Here is a 19,352-nt window from a genome sequence, read left to right on the forward strand (position 1 = left end):
GCGGAGCGTCAGGCCGTTCAGTCCTTAACGGTCCCCGTTGACCTGGCCGCGACGTCGCGGCCGGGCGGGTGATTGAGGACCGGATTCAAGGCCCTCGCGTCGGTTGCGCCGGTCAGACCCGCGGCGCGCGGGAAGCTTGCTACTAATAGCGGAACGAGGCGCGGACGTGACCGCCCGCGCCTCGTGGAGATTATCCGATCCGCAACCGGGGCGCCTTAGCGACGCAGGCCCAGCTTGGCGATCAGCGCCTGATAGCGGGCGCTGTCGGTCTTGTTCAGGTGGTCCAGAAGGCGACGACGCTGCGAAACCTGCTTCAGCAGGCCACGACGCGAGTGGTTGTCCTTCTTGTGCGTCTTGAAGTGCTCGGTCAGGTTGGCGATGCGTTCCGTCAGGATCGCGACCTGCACTTCGGCCGAACCGGTGTCGCCCGTCGAGCGGGCGTTGTCGGCGATGACTTCAGCTTTACGTTGAGCCGTAATCGACATCGGAGGTCCTTTCTTGCCCTATCGCTCGCCTCGCGGAGGCTCGCTGCTTGAGGGCGTTGGAGTTCCTGTCGGCAAGCGGTCGGCCTGCTTCAAGGGAGGTTGAAAACACGGTCGGGTTCAAGCCGACCGGCCCTGAGATTGCCGAGCGCGACCAGGGTTCCGCCCTCGAAGACCGAAACCAGCCGCGAGCCGGCGGCGAGCCGGGCCTTGAGCGTTTCAATCTGTCGGGGGAGCAGAACGATCGGCCGTCCCTGCCTCAAAGAGAGGGCGTCCTGATCCGTCACGGCCAACTCCGGGATGTCGTCCAGAGCGGTCGAAACGGGCAGCAAGCCCTCAAAGGCGGCGCCCTTATGCGCCAACTCTTCCAGAAAATCCAGCGTTACGGCGTTGTCGACCGAGAACGGCCCCACCCGCTCGCGCCGCAGGTCCGAGACATGGCCCTCGGCGCCCAGCATCAGAGCCAGGTCGCGCGCCAAGGATCGGACATAGACGCCCTTGCCCGTCCGCATGGTGATCTCGACGTGATCGGCGTCGGGCGCGGCCGTCACCGCCGCCTCATGAATGGTCACGCGGCGGGACTGCAGCTCGACCTCGACCCCCGCCCGCGCCAGATCATAGGCGCGCTCGCCATTGACCCTTACGGCCGAAAAGGCGGGAGGCGTCTGGTCGATCTCGCCGACGAAGGACGGCAGGGCCGCCGTCACCGCCTCCACCGAAGGCCGCACGTCGGAGCGGGCGATGATCTCGCCCTCGCGGTCGATGCTGTCGGTCGAAATGCCCCAGTGGATGGTGAAGCGATAGACCTTCTGCGCCTCCATCATGAAGGGCACGGTCTTGGTCGCCTCGCCCAGCGCGATGGGCAAAATGCCTGAGGCTAGCGGGTCCAGCGTCCCGGCATGGCCCGCCTTCTGGGCGTTGAACAGGCGACGGACCTTCGTCACCGCCTCGGTCGAGCCCATCTCATAGGGCTTGTCCAGACACACCCAGCCGTTGACGAGATCGCCCTTCTTGCGCCGCGCCATGAGTCAGTCTTCGCCCTGGTCGTCAGCCTGTTCGATGTCGGCGCGCACGCGCGGATCATTGAACAGGCGGTCCATGTGGCTGGCGGCGTCGAAGCTCTCGTCGTGGCGGAATTTCAGGTCGGGCGTGAACTTCATGTCGATGCGGCGGCCCAGCTGGCCGCGCAGGAATTTGGCGTGTTCGTTCAGCGCCTTGATGATGGCGCTCTCTTGCCCCGCCGTCTCGGCCGCCTCGACCCCGGCGCCCAGAGGCTCGACGAAACAGGTGGCGTGGCGCAGGTCCGGGCTCATCCGCACCTCGGTCACCGTGACGGAGACGCCCGCCAACGCCTCGTCATGAATCTCATGCTCGCGCATGACATCGACCAGGGCGTGGCGGATCAGCTCGCCGGCGCGCAGCTGACGCTGCGACGGGCCCAGCGGGCCGCTGGCGTTGCGGGTGTGTTGCTTGCGGGCCATCGGGGCTCCTCCTGCTCGCGCCGCCGGGGATCGGACGCCGGCTCTGAAACGCGAAGGGGCGGGGTCTAGTCGTCTGCGCCGCGCAAGTCCAGCTCCGCCGCGCGCTGTTCGGCGGTTCGCGCCGCCCGCATCACCGCGCCAGAGGTCAGGCTGCGCACCATCGGCATGGGCAGGCCGCCCGCGTTCAGCACCTCGGCCGTCCAGTGGTTGCACAGATGGCCGACCCAGAAGGTCTCCTGGCTGGCGTAGAAGACGGCGTCGTCGTCCGGCCTGCGCGCGGCGATGACCGCTCGCCCCTCCGCTTCCCGCTGGAGCGAGGACGCCACGCGCGCGCGCAAGGCGGTAAAGCCGTCGGACGACAGGCTCAGGGTCGTCCGTATCTCGTCGGACAGAAGGGCGGGATCGGCTGGATCCGGGTCCAGCATGACCACGGACGGATTGCCGCCCGGTTTGAAAAGGGCCCGCGCTCCGTCGGGCAGCCGCCGGCTGATCGGCCCTTGTTCGACATAGAAGGCGGCGTCGCCCCAGCCGATCCGCACCCAGTCGCCGGGCGGCAGGGCTCGCACCGCCCGCGCCAGCGCATCGTCTCCGCCCGCCAGCGCCGCGCGCGGGGCGGCCAGATCGGTGTGAAATCCGTTGTCGAGCAGATGGACGACGATCGCCGCCTGTGCGTCCTGGGGCGGAAACAGCGCCGGATCGCCCGGCCGCTGCGCCGTCCACAGACCAGCCAGCAGACCCAGAAGAACAGCGAGGCTCCAGCGGATCAGCACGCCCGCCTCGCCTTTAGTTGTTGCCGAAGGCCGCCGGAACATCGCGCGCAGGCGAAGAGCCCTGCATCGTCGCCCACTCGCCGCGATAGCTGTAGTTCAGGCTGACGCAGTGGCGGAACTGGCCGTCAGCCCAGCGGCCGACCGTCTCGATCGTCAGCGGATGGCCGGCTCGCACCCGGCCCACGACGATGTAGGCCTCATCGGCGCCCGGACACAGGGCGCGCGACAGGGCGCGGCCGTCGCCGTCGGCCAAGATGCTGTAGACGCCGCCGTCGGCGGCGCCCTGGGGCAGGACGCGCCGGACCTGGTCCGGTCCGCCGCGCTCGAACCGGGCCGAGCCGCGCGAGGTCGAGGAGAACAGGTTCCTCACCGAGGTGGCGCCGAACCAGCCGCGCTCCACCTCCAGCGTCACGCCGCGCGTCAGGGCCTGGGTCGGGCGGTCGCTGGCGTCAAACGACAGGAACCGCGTGTCGGCCACGGCGGGGGACGCGGCCGCGCCAGCCAGCGTGGCGATCAACAGAAGAGACGGTCCAGCACGTGACATTTGCGGTCCATTGTTCAGCGCCCCCCGACGCGATGGCCGAACCCTAAGGCCAACGCAAGGCCAGATGAAGCCTTCAATACGCGGCCGCTGGCGAGGCGGGCGTCGGTCCGGCATGATGCGCGCGCGAGCATACGGATCCCTGCCGAGGCATCCTTTCGCCCGTTCCTCCTCTTCATGATCCGAGCGCCGTGTTCAAAGACCCCTTCGACATCGACAACTACGCCCAGGACCCGGACCATTATCTGGCCGTGCCCTTCGTTCCCACGGAGGAAGACACCGTCGCCGCCATGCTGGCCCTGGCCGGCGTAGGACCGAAGGATCGCCTCTATGACCTCGGCTGCGGCGACGGCCGGATCGTCATCGCCGCCGCCCGCGACCGCGACGCCCACGGCATCGGCTTCGACATCGACCCAACGCGCATCGCCGACGCCATGGAATACGCCGGCTGGGCCGGGGTCGAGCACATGGTCGACTTCATCGAGGAAGACCTGTTCAGCGTCGATGTCCGCGAGGCCACCGTGGTCAGCCTGTATCTGCTGCAGTCGATCAATGTGGAGCTGCGCCCGCGTCTCCTCAGCCAGCTGAAGCCCGGCGCCCGCATCGTCTCGCACGCCTTCGACATGGGCGACTGGCCAGCGGATGAGCGGATCAAGGTCGCCGACGGCTACATCTACAAATGGACCGTTCCGGCCCCGGTCGCCGGACGATGGGACTGGACGCGCGAGGACGGGACGGCCTGCCGACTGGAGCTGGAGCAGACGTATCAACAGGTCACGGGGCGCGCCTGGCTGGGCGAGACGGAGGTCTCGATGAGCGCCGAACTGACCGGCGAACGGCTGGAGATCGAGTTGCAGGCCGACGACGCGGCCCCGGTCCAGCGCTTCATCCTGACCTTCTCGGACGGCGCGCTGAAGTCTGTCGTCGAGGACTAACTGCCAACGCAAGCCAAAGACAAAGGGCGCGGCTTCTTTCGAAACCGCGCCCCTCATGTTTCAGGCCGTGAGGCTCAAACGTCCAGATCTAGGCGTCCTAGTCCAGGGTGCGCTTGATCTCTTCGACGGTGAAGCACTCGATGTAGTCGCCTTCCTTGATGTCCTGGAAGCCCTGGAACTGCATGCCGCACTCCTGGCCCGAAGGCACCTCGTTGACCTCGTCCTTGAAGCGTTTGAGCGTGTTGAGCACGCCCAGCTCCAGAACCACCACGTCGTCGCGGATGATGCGGACGCGCGCGCCCTTGCGGACCACGCCTTCGGTGACGCGGCAGCCCGCGACCCGGCCGACCTTGGTGATGTCGAAGGCCTGCAGAACCTTGGCGTTGCCCAAGAAGGTTTCGCGCTGGAGCGGCGCCAGCATGCCCGAGAGCACGCCCTTAATGTCGTCCAGCAGGTCGTAGATGATCGAGTAGTAGCGGATCTCGACGCCTTCACGTTCGGCCAGATCGCGCGCCTGCTTCGAGGCCCGGACGTTGAAGCCCAGGATCGGCGCCCCGGCCGACTTGGCCAGGTTGACGTCGCTCTCGGTGATGCCGCCGGCGCCCGAATAGACGGTGCGGGCGCGGACCTCGTCGTTGCCCATCTTGTCCAGCGAGCCGACGATGGCTTCGGCGGTGCCCTGAACGTCGGCCTTGATAAGGACCGGCAGTTCCGAGACCTTCTTGGACTGCAGCTTGGACATCATGTCGACCAGCGACAGCGAGCCGCCCGAGACCTGCGTCTTCTCGCGCTTCACGCGCTGACGGTATTCGGTCAGTTCGCGGGCGCGGGCCTCGGATTCCACCACGGCGAAGACGTCGCCCGGCGACGGGGCCTCGTCCAGGCCGAGGATCTCGACCGGGACCGAAGGACCGGCTTCGGGCAGTTGCTCGTTGCGCTCGTTCAGCAAGGCGCGCGCCTTGCCCCAGGCCGAACCGGCCACGACGATGTCGCCGCGACGCAGGGTGCCGCGCTTGACCAGGACAGTCGCGACCGGGCCGCGACCCTTGTCCAGCTTGGCCTCGATGACCACGCCTTCAGCCGAACGCTCGGCGTTGGCGCGCAGGTCCATGACCTCGGCCTGCAACAGGATGGCGTCGGTCAGGCCGTTGAGATTGAGCTTCTCCTTGGCCGACAGCTCGATGATCTGGGTGTCGCCGCCCAGGCTCTCCGAGATGACTTCATACTGCAGCAGTTCGTTGACGACCTTCTGCGGATTGGCGTCCGGCTTGTCGATCTTGTTGACGGCCACGATGATCGGGGCTCCGGCCGCCTTGGCGTGCTGGATGGCCTCGACCGTCTGCGGCATGACGCCGTCGTCGGCCGCGACGACCAGGACGACGATGTCGGTGACGTTGGCGCCGCGCGCCCGCATCGCCGAGAAGGCCGCGTGGCCCGGCGTGTCCAGGAAGGTGATGCGTTGACCGTCGCCCAGCCGCACCTGATAGGCGCCGATGTGCTGGGTGATCCCGCCGGCTTCGCCCGCCGCCACGTCGGTGGTGCGCAGGGCGTCCAGCAACGACGTCTTGCCGTGGTCGACGTGGCCCATGATGGCCACGACCGGGGCGCGCACGTCGCCCGTGTCGGCGTCGTCGGCTTCGGCGATGAAGCCTTCTTCGATGTCGGATTCCGAGACGCGCTTGACGGCCATGCCGTATTCCTCGGCCACCAGTTCGGCGGTGTCGGAATCGATCACGTCGTTGATCTTCATCATCAGGCCCTGACGCATCAGGAATTTGATGATGTCGACGCCGCGCACGGCCATCCGGTTGGCCAGTTCGCCAACGGTGATGGTGTCGGGAATGACCACTTCACGCGGACGGTTGGGCGTTTCGGTCGAACCGCCGCGACGCTTTTCCTTCTCGCGTTCACGAGCACGACGCACCGAGGCCAGCGAGCGCATCCGCTCGACGGCGTCCTCGTCGCCTCCCGCCACCGAGTGGATGGTCAGGCGGCCTTCGCGGCGCTTGGGCTCGCCACGCGTGCGGCTGACGGCCTTGCCCGGCGCATTGTCGCCGAAACGCTTCTCGCGGTCGTCTTCCCGTCCGGCCGGGCGGGCGAAGCCGCCGCCGGCGCGGCTGGGACGGGCCACCTCGGGCTGGGCCGGGGGCTGGTTCGGGGCCGGACGACCGCCAGGACGCGCAGCGCCGGCGGCGCCGGTGCGGGCGCCGGGGGCCGGACGCGGGTTCAGAGCCGAATAGCGGACCGTCTGGGCCGGACGGGCGGGACGCTCGCCGCCCTCGCGGCCGGCTTCACGCGGCGCCGGTTCGCTGGCCTGCGGACGCTCGCCGCCCATGGCCTGTTCGCGGGCCGAGCGGCCGCCGAAGGCGGGACGTTCAAGCGGGGCGCGGCCTTGCGGAATCTTGGGCGCGCGCTGGCCGAAGTTGACGGCCGGGCGCTTGGGCGCAGCGGCCGCGGCCGGCTTCACCGGTTCGGGCTTGGCCTCGACCTTGGGGGGCTCGACCTTGGGGGTCTCAACCTTGGGAGCCACAGCCTTGGGCGTTTCGACCTTGGGCGCAGCAGCCTTGTCCGACGCCGGCGCGGCGGCGCCCAGCTTGGCTGCCTCGACGCGCGCGGCTTCAGCGGCGGCCTTGGCGGCAGCGGCTTCGGCGGCGGCCTTGGAGGCGGCGGCTTCAGCGGCGGCGGCCTGCTCGCGCTCAGCGGCCTCGGCGGCGGCCTTGGCGGCTACAGCCTGGCGTTGCTTTTCAGCCGCCTGCTGGGTGGCCAGAGCGATGGCGCGGCGACGCGCTTCCTGCTCCTCGGCCGACAGGCCTCCGCCCATCGGCTGACGCGGGGCCGCTGAACGCGGCGCGCCGCCTTCGGAACGCGGACGCGCGACCTCGAAGCCCTGCGGACGCTGATGCCCGCCCTGTGCGCCCGCCCGGCGCTTGGTCTCGACGACGACGGTCTTGGAACGGCCGTGGCTGAAGCTCTGCTTCACAGTGCCGGTCGAGACCGAACCCGTCGCGCGCGGCTTCAGGCTCAGCGGAGCGCGCGGCCCCGTCTGCGAAGGCGCGTTGGCAGGAGTCTTGCCGTCGTTGGAATTGTTGTTTTCGTCGCTCATCCGGTCGCTTTACTCAGGGCGGAGAATTCCGCCTTCGCCTGTCTCAATCACCCATAGCAGAATGCGGCCCCGCCTCCGTTGTTTCGGAAACAGGCCCGCCGCCGCTCAAACCCTAAGGCTCTCCATCCGGGGCGTCGCCCCGGTCGTCCTCTGCGCCGTGTTCGGGCCCCGCCCGGTTCCAGCTCTGGGGACAGAGAGGTCGAAATCCCGCCAACCGCTGAACCTCCAGGGTCCAGCGATCAGCCCGCCCGCCTTGCAGCAGGACGGCGTGTATCGCATTTTCCAGCCCAAGGGCCAAACTCAAATCGTCCGCGCTGAAAGCCCCGCAGATTTCGGGGGCGGGCGAGGCGTGTCTGGAGAGGGCCAGAAGCTTGCCGCGCCCGTCGGCCGAGCCGTCGGCGGCTTCGATCAGCCATGCGGCGCGGCCGCTGCGGATCGCCGCAGCGCATTTCTCGAAGCCAGAGATAAGCACGCCTTCGCGCCGGGCAAGACCCAGTTGGTCCAGACAGCGCCGAACCAAGAGCTTTTCGACCAGATCGGGCAGGTCGGCGGCGGGTTTCAGCGGCGCCTTGGCGGCGCGCGCGAACAGGTTCTTCTTGATCGCCGCCTCCAGGGAGGCGCGGTCGGCGGCGACCCACAGGCCCCGGCCCGGCAGCTTGCGCGCCAGATCGGGGACCACCGCGCCGTCCGGGTCGGCCACGAAACGGATCAGGCGAGATTCATCGAGGGCCTGGCGCGACGCCAGGTCCTGACGATCCCTATCGATCAACGTCTCGGACGACCTCATGGACAGCTGCGGCTCCCATCACATGTCGCGGGACTGGTCGTCGAGGTCGACGGCGGCGGCTTGCGCCTCGCCGTCGTCGCTCGCGTCGGCGGCCGGGGCGTCTTCGCCCTCGCCGTCGAGGTCGCCATCGAACTCGCCCTCGAACGTCTCTTCCTCGACGTACTCAGGCTGGGGCAGTTCCGAAGCGTCGATCCAGCCGGCGGCCACGCGCGCCTGCAGGATCAGCATTTCGGCGTCTTCCTGGCTCAGGTTGAAGCTTTCCAGCACGCCGGCGACCTTGACCCGCTCGCCGCCGCGCACTTCGTAGCCGCCGCGGATTTCGTCGGTGGCCAGATCGGCCAGATCCTCGACCGTCTTCACTCCGCCTTCGCCCAGCGCGACGGCGATGGCGGCGGTCACGCCCGGAACCTCAAGCACGCCGTCTTCGACGCCCAGAGCCACGCGCTTGGCGTCCAGCTCGGCCGCCAGACGATCCAGGTGCTCGCGAGCGCGGGTCTGCAGTTCTTCGGCGGTGTCCTCGTCGAAGCCTTCGATCTCCGCGATTTCGTAAGGCTCGACAAAGGCCAGGTCCTCGACCGTGGCGAAGCCTTCGGTGACCAGCAGCTGGGCGATCGTCTCGTCCACGTCCAGGGCTTCCTGGAACAGGGTGGTCCGCTCGGCGAACTCGCGCTGGCGACGCTCGCTGTCTTGAGACTCGGTGATGATGTCGATCTGCCAGCCGGTCAGCTGCGAGGCCAGGCGCACGTTCTGGCCGCGACGGCCGATGGCCAGCGACAGCTGTTCGTCCGGCACCACAACCTCGACGCGGTCGGCCTCTTCGTCCAGCACCACCTTGGCCACTTCGGCCGGGGCCAGGGCGTTGACGATGAAGGTCGGCTCGTCGTCGACCCACGGAATGATGTCGATCTTCTCGCCCTGCAGTTCGGCCACGACCGCCTGCACGCGCGAGCCGCGCATGCCCACGCAGGCGCCGACCGGATCGATCGAGCTGTCGTTCGACAGCACGGCCATCTTGGCGCGCGAACCGGCGTCGCGGGCGGCGGCGCGGATCTCGATCACGCCGTCATAGACTTCCGGCACTTCCTGAGCGAACAGCTTGGCCATGAAGCCGGGGTGGGCGCGCGACAGCATGACCTGCGGGCCCTTGGCCTCCGGGCGCACGTCATAGATGTAGGTGCGCACGCGGTCGCCGATGTTGAACACCTCGCGCGGGATCGACTGGTCGCGGCGCATGATGCCTTCGCCACGACCCAGGTCGACGATGGTGTTGCCGTATTCGACGCGCTTGACCGTGCCGTTGACGATCTCGCCGACGCGGTCCTTGAACTCTTCGTACTGGTTGGCGCGCTCGGCCTCGCGGACCTTTCCGGTCACGACCTGGCGGGCCATCTGCGTCTGGACGCGGCCGAACTCGAACGGCGGCAGGACCTCGACGTATTCCTTGCCGACCTCGGCTTCGGCGTCGCGCTTCACGGCGTCGCGCAGGCGCACCATGGCGCTGTCGTTGAACTCTTCCAGCTCGTCTTCAGGCTGCCAGTCGTCGGCGACGATGGTGACGTGACGCGTCAGGGTCAGCTCGCCGGTCTTGTGGTCGATCTTGGCGCGGATGTCGTGGTGCGCGCCATAACGCGACTTGGCGCCCTTCTGGATCGCCTCCTCGATCGCGTCGATGACGATTTCCCGGTCGATGCTCTTCTCGCGCGCGACGGCGTCGGCGATGGAGAGCAGTTCCAGGCGGTTGGCGGAGATTCCGGTCACGGCCATCAGGCGTCGTCCTTGGTGGAGTCTTGAGTGGAGTCGGAGTTTTCAGCGTCGGGCGCGCCCTCAGACGTATCTTGGGGCAGGCCGTCGTCTTCGGGTTCGCCGCGCGCCGCGCGCAAGGCGGCGCCGCGCTTCAGCAGTTCATCGGTCAGCACCAGCTTGGCGTCAGCCAGCCAGGCGAAGGGGATCAAGGCGGTCTCGTCCTCGCCGTCCAGGTCGATGGCGACGTTCTCGCCCTCGGTCCCGGCGACAATGCCTTTGAAGCGCTTGCGGCCCTCGACCATGCGGTCGGTCTCGAGGCGGGCCTCATAGCCCTCGAACAGGCTGAAATCGATCAGGCGGGTCAGCGGCCGGTCGATGCCGGGCGAAGAGACTTCCAGCAGGTATTCGCCCGCGATCGGATCGGCGGCGTCCAGCACCTCGGACACGGCGCGCGACAGGCGGGCGCACTCCTCGACCGAGATGTCATGGTCCGCCTGGCGCTCGGCCATGATCTGCAGACGACGACGCAGCGTCCCGCCCATCAGGCGCACGCGCACGACCGCCAGCCCCAGGCTCTCGGCCACGGGGTCGATCAGCTCAAGCAGAGCACGGTCTTCGGCGGTCTTGGCCCGCAAACGGCTACTCCAGAAAACAAAAGCGACGGTCCATCCGGGCCGCCGCTTGAAACGACGCCGTTGGACGTCGGTCTAACGATGTGAGCGGTCATATAGGCCAAAGCGGGGGCCGTGTCAGCCCCCGCCGTGGCATTGCCGCTAAGACCCGTCGTCAGGCCTGCTTCACGAACTCCAGGAAAATCGGATCGGTGTCGCCGAGCTTCTTTTCCTCATAGCGGGTCACGACGTGGTCTTCGGGCGCGGCGAACCAGTCGGCGCCCGTCTCGAGGCGCGTCAGGCCCGGCGTGCGCGCCAGCCGCTCCAGCGCCCAGTCGGCGTAGTCCAGCCAGTCGGTGACGAAGCGCACCTTGCCGCCGGGCTTCAGCAGGCGGGCGATCTCCACCGCCGTCTCGTCCTGCAGAAAGCGGCGCTTGTTGTGGCGCGCCTTGTGCCAGGGGTCGGGAAACAGGATCATCACCCGGTCCAGCGAGGCGTCCGGCAGGGCCGTCATCACCGCGCGGGCGTCGTCGGCGTGCAGGCGGACATTCTGAAGCCCGCCTTCCTCGACATGCCTCAGGGCCGAGGCGACGCCGTTCAGGAAGGGCTCGCAGCCGATCATCACCGCCTCGGGATGACGCGCCGCCTGGGCCGCCAGGTGCTCGCCGCCGCCGAAGCCGATCTCCAGCCACGCCGCCTTCGCGCCTGGCATCAGGGCCAGGGGGTCGATCAGCCCCTTGGCCGGGTCCGGCACGGCGATGCGCGGCATCAGGGTGTCGAACAGGGCCGCCTGCTTCGCCTTGATCGGCCGCGACTTGATGCGCCCGAAGGAGCGCAGCGGGCCATGCGCCTTGGCCCATTCGGGACGGTCCGCGTCGGACGGCTTGGGATCGGTCTCGTCGGTCATGGCGCGCGCTCTAGCGGCTAATGCCCGCGCACGCAAAGCCCCCTCGGTGCGGAAGGTTCAGCCCCACGGGCCGCGCGGCGGCGATGCACGACCGTCATCGGTCGTGGGCACGCTGGTCCCGCGGATCGGCGCGGCGGAGGGCGAAGGCGCCACGAAGGCCGCCGCCGGGCGCGTCCTCATGCCCATCTTCGCCCCCAGCTCCATCAGGGCGCGGACGCGGTTGCCGGTGGCCGGGTGGGTCGAGAACAGATTGTCCGCCCCCTTGCCGTTCAGCGGGTTGATGATGAACATATGGGCCGTGGCCGGATTGCGCTCGGCCGGGGCGTTCACTGCGCCGCGCGCATAGGCCTCGATCTTCTGCAGGGCCGAGGCCAGGGCCTGGGGGTCGTTGGCGATCTCGGCGCCGACGCGGTCGGCCTCGTATTCGCGCGCGCGGCTGATGGCCATCTGCACCAGACCCGCCGCCATCGGCGCCAGCAACATCAGGGCGATGGTCCCGATCATCCCGCCGGGGCGCTCGCGGTCGTCCCCGCCGCCGAAGAACATGGCGAAGTTGGCCAGCATGGCGATGGCGCCCGCCACCGTCGCCGTGACCGTCATGGTCAGGGTGTCGCGGTTCTTCACATGGGCCAGTTCGTGCGCCATCACCCCGCGGATCTCTTCGCGCGTCAGCATGTCCAGCAGCCCCGTCGTCGCAGCCACCGCCGCGTTCTGAGGGTTGCGCCCCGTGGCGAAGGCGTTGGGCTGATCGTTCGGAATGATGGTGATGTTGGGCAGGGGCAGGCCGGCGTCCTGCGCCATCTGCTTCACATCGGCGACATAGGCGCGCACCACGGCGTTGGGGTGGGTCTCGTCCACCGGCTGGGCGCGGTACATCTTCAGGACGATCTTGTCGGCGTTCCAGTAGCTGAACAGGTTCATTCCCGCCGCCACGGCCAGGGCGATCGCCATGCCCGTGGCGCCGCCGATCAGATAGCCGATCCCCATGAACAGGGCGGTCATCACGGCCAGCAGGGCGAATGTCTTCAGGTGGTTCATGCGAGCGTTCGAGCGAGCTAACGGGCTTCAGGGGTGGCGTGTTCGGCCGGAACGTCTATTTGAGCCCCAGTATCCCCGCTCTCAAGGCAGGCGACCTGTGACCGAACAGCCCACCCCCCCGACCGAAACCTCTGCCGAGGACGTCTTCAACGCCGACGTGCCCCACGCCACGCCGGAACGCCCGCTAAGCGAGGCCGCGCGCCGCGCCCTGCTGGAAGCGGCCGAACGCCGCGCCGCGGAAGACGACGCCGCCTTGCCCAACGAAGTCGGCGGCCGCAAAGGGCCCGAGCCGACCCGCTTCGGCGATTGGGAGAAGAAGGGCCTCGCGGTGGACTTTTAGGGCGCTGCCGCTCGCCGCACGGCGGCTCGCTGCTTGAGTTTTTTAGTGCGCTACCGCTCGCCGCACGGCGGCTCGCTGCTTGAGCTGACTTAAGACGCCATCTTTCGCGACGAGGGCGCGCTTGCTGCTTGAGTCGGCGACCGCGCTGTCGCCCAGTCTGCGGCTGCCCCAACCCGCGCTGGTTCCCTTGACGGGAGAATAATGAACGCTCCGACGAGATCCGCATTAACCTTTGCGGCCGAAACAAGGAGCGCAGCCATGAAGGCTCTATTCTACGCCGCCGCCGGCGCGGCGATGCTGATCGCCGGCGCCGCCGAGGCCCATCAGGCCGGCGCCCGCTATAACGCCGCCGCAGGCTACGCCCGCGGTCCCGTGGTTCAGAGCCGCGCCCAGACCTGGTACAGCGACACCGGCTGGCAGGGCGGCTACGGCCCCGTCGAGAGGTACGGCTATGGGTACGGCTACGGCGGCGCCGGGGTGCGGCCGCCCGTCGTGGTCGCTCCGTCGCAACCGCCGATCCAGCAGGGCGGCTATGGCTATTCCGGCGTCACCCGCTCCATGCCCTTCGGCTATCCGGTCGACGGCTACGGCCGCTATCCGTGGGCGCGCTATGGCTATGGCGGCTACGGCGGCCAATACAGCGGCGGCCATCCACAGCAAGGCTATTACCACCAGGGCCATCACCAGGGCGCCTACGCCGCCCCGCAGCCCTACCGTTCCGAGCCGATCTACGTCAGCCAGCCGCCCGTCTATGTTTCGCAGCCGCCCGTCTATGTGGAGTCGCCGCCGATCTATGTGCAGCCGGCCCCGGTCTACGTCGAACCGGCCCGCGTCCACGTCGCCCCGCCGCCGGTCCATGTCGCCGCCGCTGACGTGCGCGTCGCCCCGGCCCAGGTCGAAGTGGCCCGGCCCGACGTCTATGTCGAACCGCCGCGCGTCGAGACGGCCCCGCCGGTCGTGAACTTCGATCAGGGCTACTACGCCGTGCCGCCCGCCCCGCCGTCTCCGCCGTCGCCGACCGAGCGGCCCTACCGCCAGGAACGCGGCGAGCGCGGCTGATCACGAAAAAGGCGGCGTCTGCGGACGCCGCCCTTTCTGTTTCACGTGAAGCACGATCCCCTTCGGGATCAGTCCTCTAACCATCAGACCAGCGCAATCTCCTGCGTAATCGCCTGAGCCGCCGCGCGCGGATCGGCGACGGCGGTGATCGGACGGCCGATGACCAGATGGGTCGCTCCCGATTGCAGGGCGCTGGCGGGGGTCGCCGCGCGCGCCTGATCGTCCATGGCTGCGCCGGCAGGCCGCACGCCCGGGGTGACGATCAAGAAGTCCTCGCTGCCGGCCTCGACCGCAATCCGCCGCGCCCGCCCCGCCTCGTGCGGGCTGGAGACGACGCCGTGGACGCCCGCCTCCAGCGCCTGGCGCACCCGCAGCTCCACCAGTTCGGCGGCCGACAGGCTGTGATCGTCCGCCCTCAGATCGTCGTCGGTCAGGCTGGTCAGGACGGTCACGCCCAAGATCTTCAGGTCCGAGCCCGCCGCGCCGCGCGCCGCCGCCGCCATCACCTGCGGCCGGGCGTGGACCGTCAGCAGGTCGCAGCCCGCATTAGCCAGCGCCGCCGTCGCCTTCTCCACCGTCGCGCCGATATCGTGCAGCTTCCAGTCGAGGAACACCTGGGCGCCGGACGCCTTCAACTCGCGCGCCAGCGCCATGCCGTCCGAGGCGAACAGCTGAAGCCCCACCTTGTAAAAGCCGACCGCATCGCCGATCCGCTCGACCAGAGCCCGCGCCTCATCGGTCGTCGGCACGTCCAGGGCGCAGATCACGCGCGGATCGAAAGGACGATTGGGTCGGTCTGCGGACATTTCCAGCTCTCGGCGGCTTGCAGGCGCGCGCGGATGCCCCGATAGGTGGGGCAAGGAGTCGCGGTCGCGCGGCGGGTTTTAAGGGCGGGATGGAGCAATGAACGCGGTCGATCTGGGGGTCAACCTGTTCGTGGCGCTGTTCGCCCTGCTGGACCCCATCGGCAATGTGCCGATCTTCGCGGCGGCCACGGCGGGCGCCTCCCTGCGTCAGCGGATCAGCGTCTCGGCCATGATCTGCCTGTTCGCCGTGGTCTTCCTCGGCTTCTTCTTCTTCACCGGCCTGGGCCTGCTGCAGTTCTTCGGCATTTCGCTGGCGGCCTTCCGCATCGCAGGCGGCATCCTGCTGCTGTTGCTCGGTCTGGACATGGCGCGCGAGGACTTCCTCGCCATCTTCGCCGACGCCGACGCCGCGACCGACGCCAAGGACGTGCGCGGCTACGCCAAGCGCCGCTTCAAGCGGCTGATCGTGCCCTTCGCCATTCCGCTGATGATCGGGCCCGGCGCCATCTCGGCGGTGATCATCAACGCCGGCGAGGCGGCCAAGCTGGGCCTGGTCGGCACCGTCTCCTCCCTGGTCGCCATGATCGCCGCCTGCGTGGTCACCTTCCTGTGCTTCTCGGCCACGGGGCCGATCAGCCGCATCCTCGGCGACGTGGGCATGGCCATTGTGGTGCGGGTGCTGGGCCTGATCCTGTGCGCCCTGGCGATCCAGTTCATTCTGATGGGTCTGGGCGAGGCTCTGCCGGGCATGTTCAGCGCCGGCGTCACCGCCCCCTATCCGGCGGGCGGCCAGTAGCCGCTAGAGGCGGTCCAGCCGCCTGGCGTGGCCGCCGACCATCTTCAGCGCCATCGTGTCGGGCAGCATTCCGCCCAGGGCCGCCAGCACATTGTTCATCACGCCCGGCGTCACGCGCGGGCGGTTCGCCTCGACCGCGTCCCAGCCGATGCGCGCGACGCGATCGGCGTCCATCCACATCCATTTCGGATAGGCGGCCGAGACCTGCTCGCGCGAGCCGTTGACGTCGTGGAACTCGGTATAGGTGTAGCCGGGGCACAGGGCGGTGACGTGCACGCCCGTCCCCTGCATCTCCAGCCACAACCCTTGCGACGCTTTGATCAGGAAGCTCTTGATCGGGCCGTAAAGGGTGTCGCCGCCGGTCGCGGGCATCTGCCCGGCCAGGGAGGCGACGTTCAGCACCCGGCCCCAGCCGCGCGCGGCCATGCCCGGCAGCAGCACACGCGACAGTTCGACCGGCGCGCTCAGCATGACGCGGATCATGGCGGCGTGGTCGGCCGGGTCGGTGCTCAGAAAGCCGGTGGTGCGGCTGAAGCCTGCGTTGTTGATCAGGCCGTCGACGGCCAGGCCCCGCGCCGCGATCGTCTCGACCAGACGGCCAGGCGCGTCAGGGTCAGCCAGATCAGCAGGAAGGACGGCGATCGCGACGCTGTACGCAGCGCCCAGTTCCTCGGCCAGGCTCTGCAGCGGCCCTTCGCGACGGGCGGTCAGGATCAGGTCGTATCCGCGCCCGGCGCAGACGCGGGCCAGCGCCGCCCCTATGCCCGCCGAGGCGCCGGTGATCAGAATGGTGCGGCGCCCCTCCCCCACGGACGGCCCGTCAGGCTGCGTCGGCGTTGGGACAGGACGGATGCGGCGCGAAGGCGCGCAACACCTCAGGATCTTCTTCCAGCAGGTCGGCGATGGTGATCTTCGACAGGGCCGCGCCCGCCGCCTGATCCGCCGCCGTCAGAGCCTTGGCGACCTGACGCGGAATATGTTCGCCGATCGGGCAGCCCTTGGCCCCTGCAGGCGGAGAGCCCAGATGGGCGCAACCGTTCACCGCCCGCAGCACCTCGTCCAGACAGATGGTCTCAGGGCGCCGCAGCAGCCACGACCCGCCAGAGGCGCCCGGACGCGTTGCGATCAGCCCCGCCTTGGCCAGCAGGGCGGTCACCCGGCGGATCACCACCGGATTGGTCGGCACCGAGGCGGCCAGGACGGCGCTCGGCTCGGCCTCGGTCGCCGCATAGGCGCCCTTGTGGGCCAGATAGGCCAGGGCGTGGGCGGCGACGGGAAAACGTTGGCTGTCAGACATCAGTGTTCATGCTCCAGACCGATAGGTAGGCCTTCCGCACCCGTTTCACAAATCGATCTGCAATAATAACTGTTCCAAATGGCGACCGCCGCCCGCCTACTCGGGTCGCGCCGCCGCGACGGCCGCCCGCACGGCAGCGCGCCATCCTGTCAGCAGACGCGCTCTTTCCGCTGGCTCCATGCGCGGCGTCCAGACGGCGGGCGACTCAACAGGCGCGGTCCACAGCGCGGACGTCAGGCCCACCCCATAGGCCGCCAGCCGCGCCGCCCCCATAGCCGTCATTTCCTGAAAGGCCGGGCGCTCGACCTCGACCTCGCAGATATCGGCGACGAACTGCATGGCGAAGGCGTTGGCGGTGACGCCGCCGTCGACCTTGAGCCGTTTCAGCGGCGGCGCGCCGTCCTTCTTCAGGGCGTCCAGCAGGTCGCGGGTCTGGTAGGCCAGGCTCTCCAGCGCCGCGCGGACCATATGCGCCGGGCCGCTGTCGCGCGTCAGACCGACGATGGTGCCGCGCGCCTCCGGCTCCCACCACGGCGCGCCCAGACCAGTAAAGCCAGGAACCAGATAGACCCCGCCGTTGTCCTTCAGCGACTGGGCCACGGCCTCGGACTGGCGCGAGTCCGACAGCACCCTCAGCCCGTCGCGCAGCCACTGGATCGCCGAGCCAGCCGAGAAGATGGACCCCTCCAGCGCATAGGCCGCCTCGCCGCCGGCCGCGTAGCCTAGCGTGCCGAGCAGCCGCGAGGTCGAGGCCACCGGCGCCGCGCCGACATTGGCGACCAGGAAGGCGCCGGTGCCATAGGTGATCTTGGCGTCGCCCGGCTTCAGCGCCCCGTGGCCGACCAGAGCCGCCTGCTGGTCCCCCGCCGCGCCGTGGATCGGCAACGCCCACCCGAACAGAGCCGGATCGGTCTGGCCCAACAGGGCGTCGCAGTCCCTGATCTCGGGCAGGGCCCCGAGCGGCACGCCGAACAGGGCGCACAGGTCCGGGCGCCAGGCGCGCGTCGTCAGGTCCATCAGGCTGGTGCGGCTGGCGTTGGTGGCGTCGGTGACGTGGCTCTTGCCGCCCGTCAGCTTCCAGATCAGCCAGGCGTCGATGGTGCCCAGCTTGACCTCGCCCCGCGCCGCCCGCTCGCGCGCGCCGGGCACGGCGTCCAGCAACCAGGCGTATTTCGAGGCCGAGAAATAGGGATCGAGGATCAGGCCGGTCGCCGCCTGGACCATCGCCTCATGCCCTGCCGCCGCCAGCTTGCCCGTCGCCTCGGCCGTGCGCCGGTCCTGCCAGACGATGGCGCGATGCAAGGGCTCGCCCGTCGCCGCGTCCCAGAGCACCGAGGTTTCGCGCTGGTTGGTGATGCCGATGGCGGCGAAACGGCCGACGCCGCCCGCCTTCCTGACGACTTCGCGACAGGTCTGAAGCGTCGCGCGCCAGATCTCGGCCGCGTCATGCTCGACCCAGCCGGAGTGCGGAAAATGCTGCGCCAGCTCGATCTGGCTGACGGCGACGGCGCTGAACGCGCCGTCTTTCTTTGCGCCTATCGGGCCTTGCCCTACTTGAGGCTGTGACACTTCAAACGCGATCGCCCGCGTCGAGGTCGTGCCCTGGTCGATGGCGAGGATCATGTTCGCATGCATGATGGCACTTATGCAGAGCGCGCGTCCGCGCGTAAGAGGGAACCATGCATACGCCCAGCATCGAAGGCGTCGTCGACGCCGCCCGCCAGATCGCCCCCGCCGCCGTTCGCACGCCGCTGATCGAGCATCCGGCCCTGAACGAGGCCGTCGGCGGGCGGGTGCTGCTGAAGGCGGAGACGCTTCAGGTCGCGGGCGCCTTCAAGTTCCGCGGGGCCTATAACCGCATCAGCCGACTGACCGACGAAGAGAAGACGCGCGGCGTCGTCGCCTATTCCTCGGGCAACCACGCCCAAGGGGTCGCGGCCGCCGCCAAGGCCGTCGGGACCCGCGCCCTGATCGTCATGCCGTCCGACAGCCCGGCGGTGAAGGTCGAGGGGGTGCGCGCCTTTGGCGGCGAGGTGCGCTTCTACGACCGCTGGACCGAGAGCCGCGAGGCCATCGGCACCGAGATCGCGGCGGAACGCGGCTGCGTCCTCGTCCCGCCGTTCGACGATCCCTTCGTCATCGAGGGGCAGGGCACCGTCGGGCTGGAGATGCTGGAGCAAGGGGGCGCGCCGATGGACCAGCTGCTGTGCGGCGCCTCGGGCGGCGGGCTGATCGCCGGCATCAATCTGGTCATGGCCGAACAGAGCCCGGACACCCGCGTCATCGTGGTCGAGCCGGAAGCCTTCGACGACACTCGCCGCTCGCTGGCGGCCGGGATGCGCGTCGGCCATCCCGAGGGCGCGCCGTCGATCTGCGACGCCCTGATGGCGCCCATGCCGGGCGAACTGACCTTCCCCATCAACCAACGCCTGTCGGGCGCGGCGACCGTCACCGACGCCGAGGTCGCCGAGGCCATGCGCTTCGCCTTCCGCTGGCTGAAGCTGGTCATCGAACCGGGCGGCGCCGTGTCCCTGGCCGCCCTTCTGTCAGGCAAGGTCGCGGGCGAGGGCCTGACCACCGGCGTCGTCCTGTCCGGCGGCAACGTCGACCCCGGCCTGTTCAGCGCCGTCATCGAGGGGCGGTTCGAGGGATGACC

20 protein-coding genes are annotated in these 19,352 nt (G+C 69.1%); 5 read left to right on the forward strand and 15 right to left on the reverse strand.

The genetic code is table 11. The annotated features are described in order from the left end of the window. Positions 1-215: 215 nt before the first annotated feature. The 5 genes from rpsO to PIB44_RS00585 all read right to left on the reverse strand — a co-directional run bounded on the left by rpsO (position 216) and on the right by PIB44_RS00585 (position 3,250). Positions 216-485, reverse strand: a complete 270-nt coding sequence (rpsO, locus tag PIB44_RS00565; RefSeq protein WP_003166644.1) for a 30S ribosomal protein S15 — start codon at positions 483-485, stop codon at positions 216-218. 89 nt (positions 486-574) lie between these two features. Beyond that, positions 575-1,507, reverse strand: coding sequence for a tRNA pseudouridine(55) synthase TruB (gene truB / locus PIB44_RS00570; protein WP_278070075.1), 933 nt, complete (start codon positions 1,505-1,507; stop codon positions 575-577). Between the two features lie 3 nt (positions 1,508-1,510). Next, the gene (gene rbfA, locus PIB44_RS00575; protein WP_119413236.1) at positions 1,511-1,963 is read right to left on the reverse strand and encodes a 30S ribosome-binding factor RbfA; all 453 of its coding nucleotides are present in this window, start codon (positions 1,961-1,963) and stop codon (positions 1,511-1,513) included. Between the two features lie 65 nt (positions 1,964-2,028). Next, on the reverse strand, positions 2,029-2,733 hold the full coding sequence (locus PIB44_RS00580; protein ID WP_278070076.1) for a DUF2459 domain-containing protein: 705 nt from the start codon (positions 2,731-2,733) through the stop codon (positions 2,029-2,031). A 13-nt stretch (positions 2,734-2,746) separates the two neighbouring features. Beyond that, positions 2,747-3,250, reverse strand: a complete 504-nt coding sequence (locus tag PIB44_RS00585; RefSeq protein ID WP_253120819.1) for a hypothetical protein — start codon at positions 3,248-3,250, stop codon at positions 2,747-2,749. A 215-nt stretch (positions 3,251-3,465) separates the two neighbouring features. Between PIB44_RS00585 and PIB44_RS00590 the strand changes: the two genes are divergently transcribed. Beyond that, complete coding sequence (locus tag PIB44_RS00590) at positions 3,466-4,209, forward strand: SAM-dependent methyltransferase (RefSeq protein ID WP_253120821.1); 744 nt, start codon at positions 3,466-3,468, stop codon at positions 4,207-4,209. Between the two features lie 97 nt (positions 4,210-4,306). Here the strand turns inward: PIB44_RS00590 and infB are convergent, their stop codons facing one another. The 6 genes from infB to htpX form a co-directional block, all read right to left on the reverse strand. Then, positions 4,307-7,312, reverse strand: coding sequence for a translation initiation factor IF-2 (gene infB / locus PIB44_RS00595; RefSeq protein ID WP_278070077.1), 3,006 nt, complete (start codon positions 7,310-7,312; stop codon positions 4,307-4,309). A gap of 112 nt (positions 7,313-7,424) precedes the next feature. Next, positions 7,425-8,099 (reverse strand): RNA-binding protein, encoded by a 675-nt coding sequence (locus PIB44_RS00600; RefSeq protein WP_278070078.1) that lies wholly within the window; start codon positions 8,097-8,099, stop codon positions 7,425-7,427. A gap of 18 nt (positions 8,100-8,117) precedes the next feature. Continuing rightward, positions 8,118-9,863 (reverse strand): transcription termination factor NusA, encoded by a 1,746-nt coding sequence (nusA, locus tag PIB44_RS00605; RefSeq protein WP_278070079.1) that lies wholly within the window; start codon positions 9,861-9,863, stop codon positions 8,118-8,120. After that, positions 9,863-10,477: a ribosome maturation factor RimP gene (gene rimP / locus PIB44_RS00610; RefSeq protein ID WP_025976366.1), complete on the reverse strand. Its 615-nt coding sequence runs from the start codon at positions 10,475-10,477 to the stop codon at positions 9,863-9,865. The genes nusA and rimP overlap by 1 nt, the downstream gene beginning before the upstream one ends. 151 nt (positions 10,478-10,628) lie before the next feature. After that, positions 10,629-11,360, reverse strand: coding sequence for a tRNA (guanosine(46)-N7)-methyltransferase TrmB (trmB, locus tag PIB44_RS00615; protein WP_134581907.1), 732 nt, complete (start codon positions 11,358-11,360; stop codon positions 10,629-10,631). Positions 11,361-11,417: 57 nt separating this feature from the next. Beyond that, entirely contained in the window at positions 11,418-12,398 is a 981-nt protein-coding gene (gene htpX, locus PIB44_RS00620) for a zinc metalloprotease HtpX (RefSeq protein WP_134581908.1), read from the reverse strand. 97 nt (positions 12,399-12,495) lie between these two features. Here htpX and PIB44_RS00625 point away from each other — a divergent pair, with 97 nt between their 5' ends. Beyond that, positions 12,496-12,738: a DUF1674 domain-containing protein gene (locus tag PIB44_RS00625; protein WP_134581909.1), complete on the forward strand. Its 243-nt coding sequence runs from the start codon at positions 12,496-12,498 to the stop codon at positions 12,736-12,738. A gap of 258 nt (positions 12,739-12,996) precedes the next feature. Then, positions 12,997-13,797, forward strand: coding sequence for a hypothetical protein (locus tag PIB44_RS00630; protein WP_278070080.1), 801 nt, complete (start codon positions 12,997-12,999; stop codon positions 13,795-13,797). Between the two features lie 83 nt (positions 13,798-13,880). Here the strand turns inward: PIB44_RS00630 and pyrF are convergent, their stop codons facing one another. After that, complete coding sequence (gene pyrF / locus PIB44_RS00635; RefSeq protein WP_278070081.1) at positions 13,881-14,603, reverse strand: orotidine-5'-phosphate decarboxylase; 723 nt, start codon at positions 14,601-14,603, stop codon at positions 13,881-13,883. Positions 14,604-14,700: 97 nt separating this feature from the next. Here pyrF and PIB44_RS00640 point away from each other — a divergent pair, with 97 nt between their 5' ends. Then, on the forward strand, positions 14,701-15,399 hold the full coding sequence (locus PIB44_RS00640; protein WP_025976373.1) for a MarC family protein: 699 nt from the start codon (positions 14,701-14,703) through the stop codon (positions 15,397-15,399). Between the two features lie 3 nt (positions 15,400-15,402). Here the strand turns inward: PIB44_RS00640 and PIB44_RS00645 are convergent, their stop codons facing one another. The 3 genes from PIB44_RS00645 to glpK all read right to left on the reverse strand — a co-directional run bounded on the left by PIB44_RS00645 (position 15,403) and on the right by glpK (position 18,331). Then, complete coding sequence (locus PIB44_RS00645) at positions 15,403-16,209, reverse strand: SDR family NAD(P)-dependent oxidoreductase (RefSeq protein ID WP_278070082.1); 807 nt, start codon at positions 16,207-16,209, stop codon at positions 15,403-15,405. A 10-nt stretch (positions 16,210-16,219) separates the two neighbouring features. Beyond that, on the reverse strand, positions 16,220-16,696 hold the full coding sequence (locus tag PIB44_RS00650) for an Rrf2 family transcriptional regulator (RefSeq protein ID WP_024354298.1): 477 nt from the start codon (positions 16,694-16,696) through the stop codon (positions 16,220-16,222). 96 nt (positions 16,697-16,792) lie between these two features. Beyond that, complete coding sequence (gene glpK / locus PIB44_RS00655) at positions 16,793-18,331, reverse strand: glycerol kinase GlpK (protein ID WP_376787723.1); 1,539 nt, start codon at positions 18,329-18,331, stop codon at positions 16,793-16,795. Between the two features lie 44 nt (positions 18,332-18,375). On the opposite strand from glpK, the gene PIB44_RS00660 reads away from it, so the two are divergent. Next, the gene (locus tag PIB44_RS00660) at positions 18,376-19,350 is read left to right on the forward strand and encodes a threonine ammonia-lyase (RefSeq protein ID WP_278070083.1); all 975 of its coding nucleotides are present in this window, start codon (positions 18,376-18,378) and stop codon (positions 19,348-19,350) included. The last annotated feature ends 2 nt before the right edge of the window (positions 19,351-19,352 follow it).

The organism is Brevundimonas sanguinis (assembly GCF_029636725.1).
GTDB classification, from domain to species: domain Bacteria; phylum Pseudomonadota; class Alphaproteobacteria; order Caulobacterales; family Caulobacteraceae; genus Brevundimonas; species Brevundimonas sanguinis.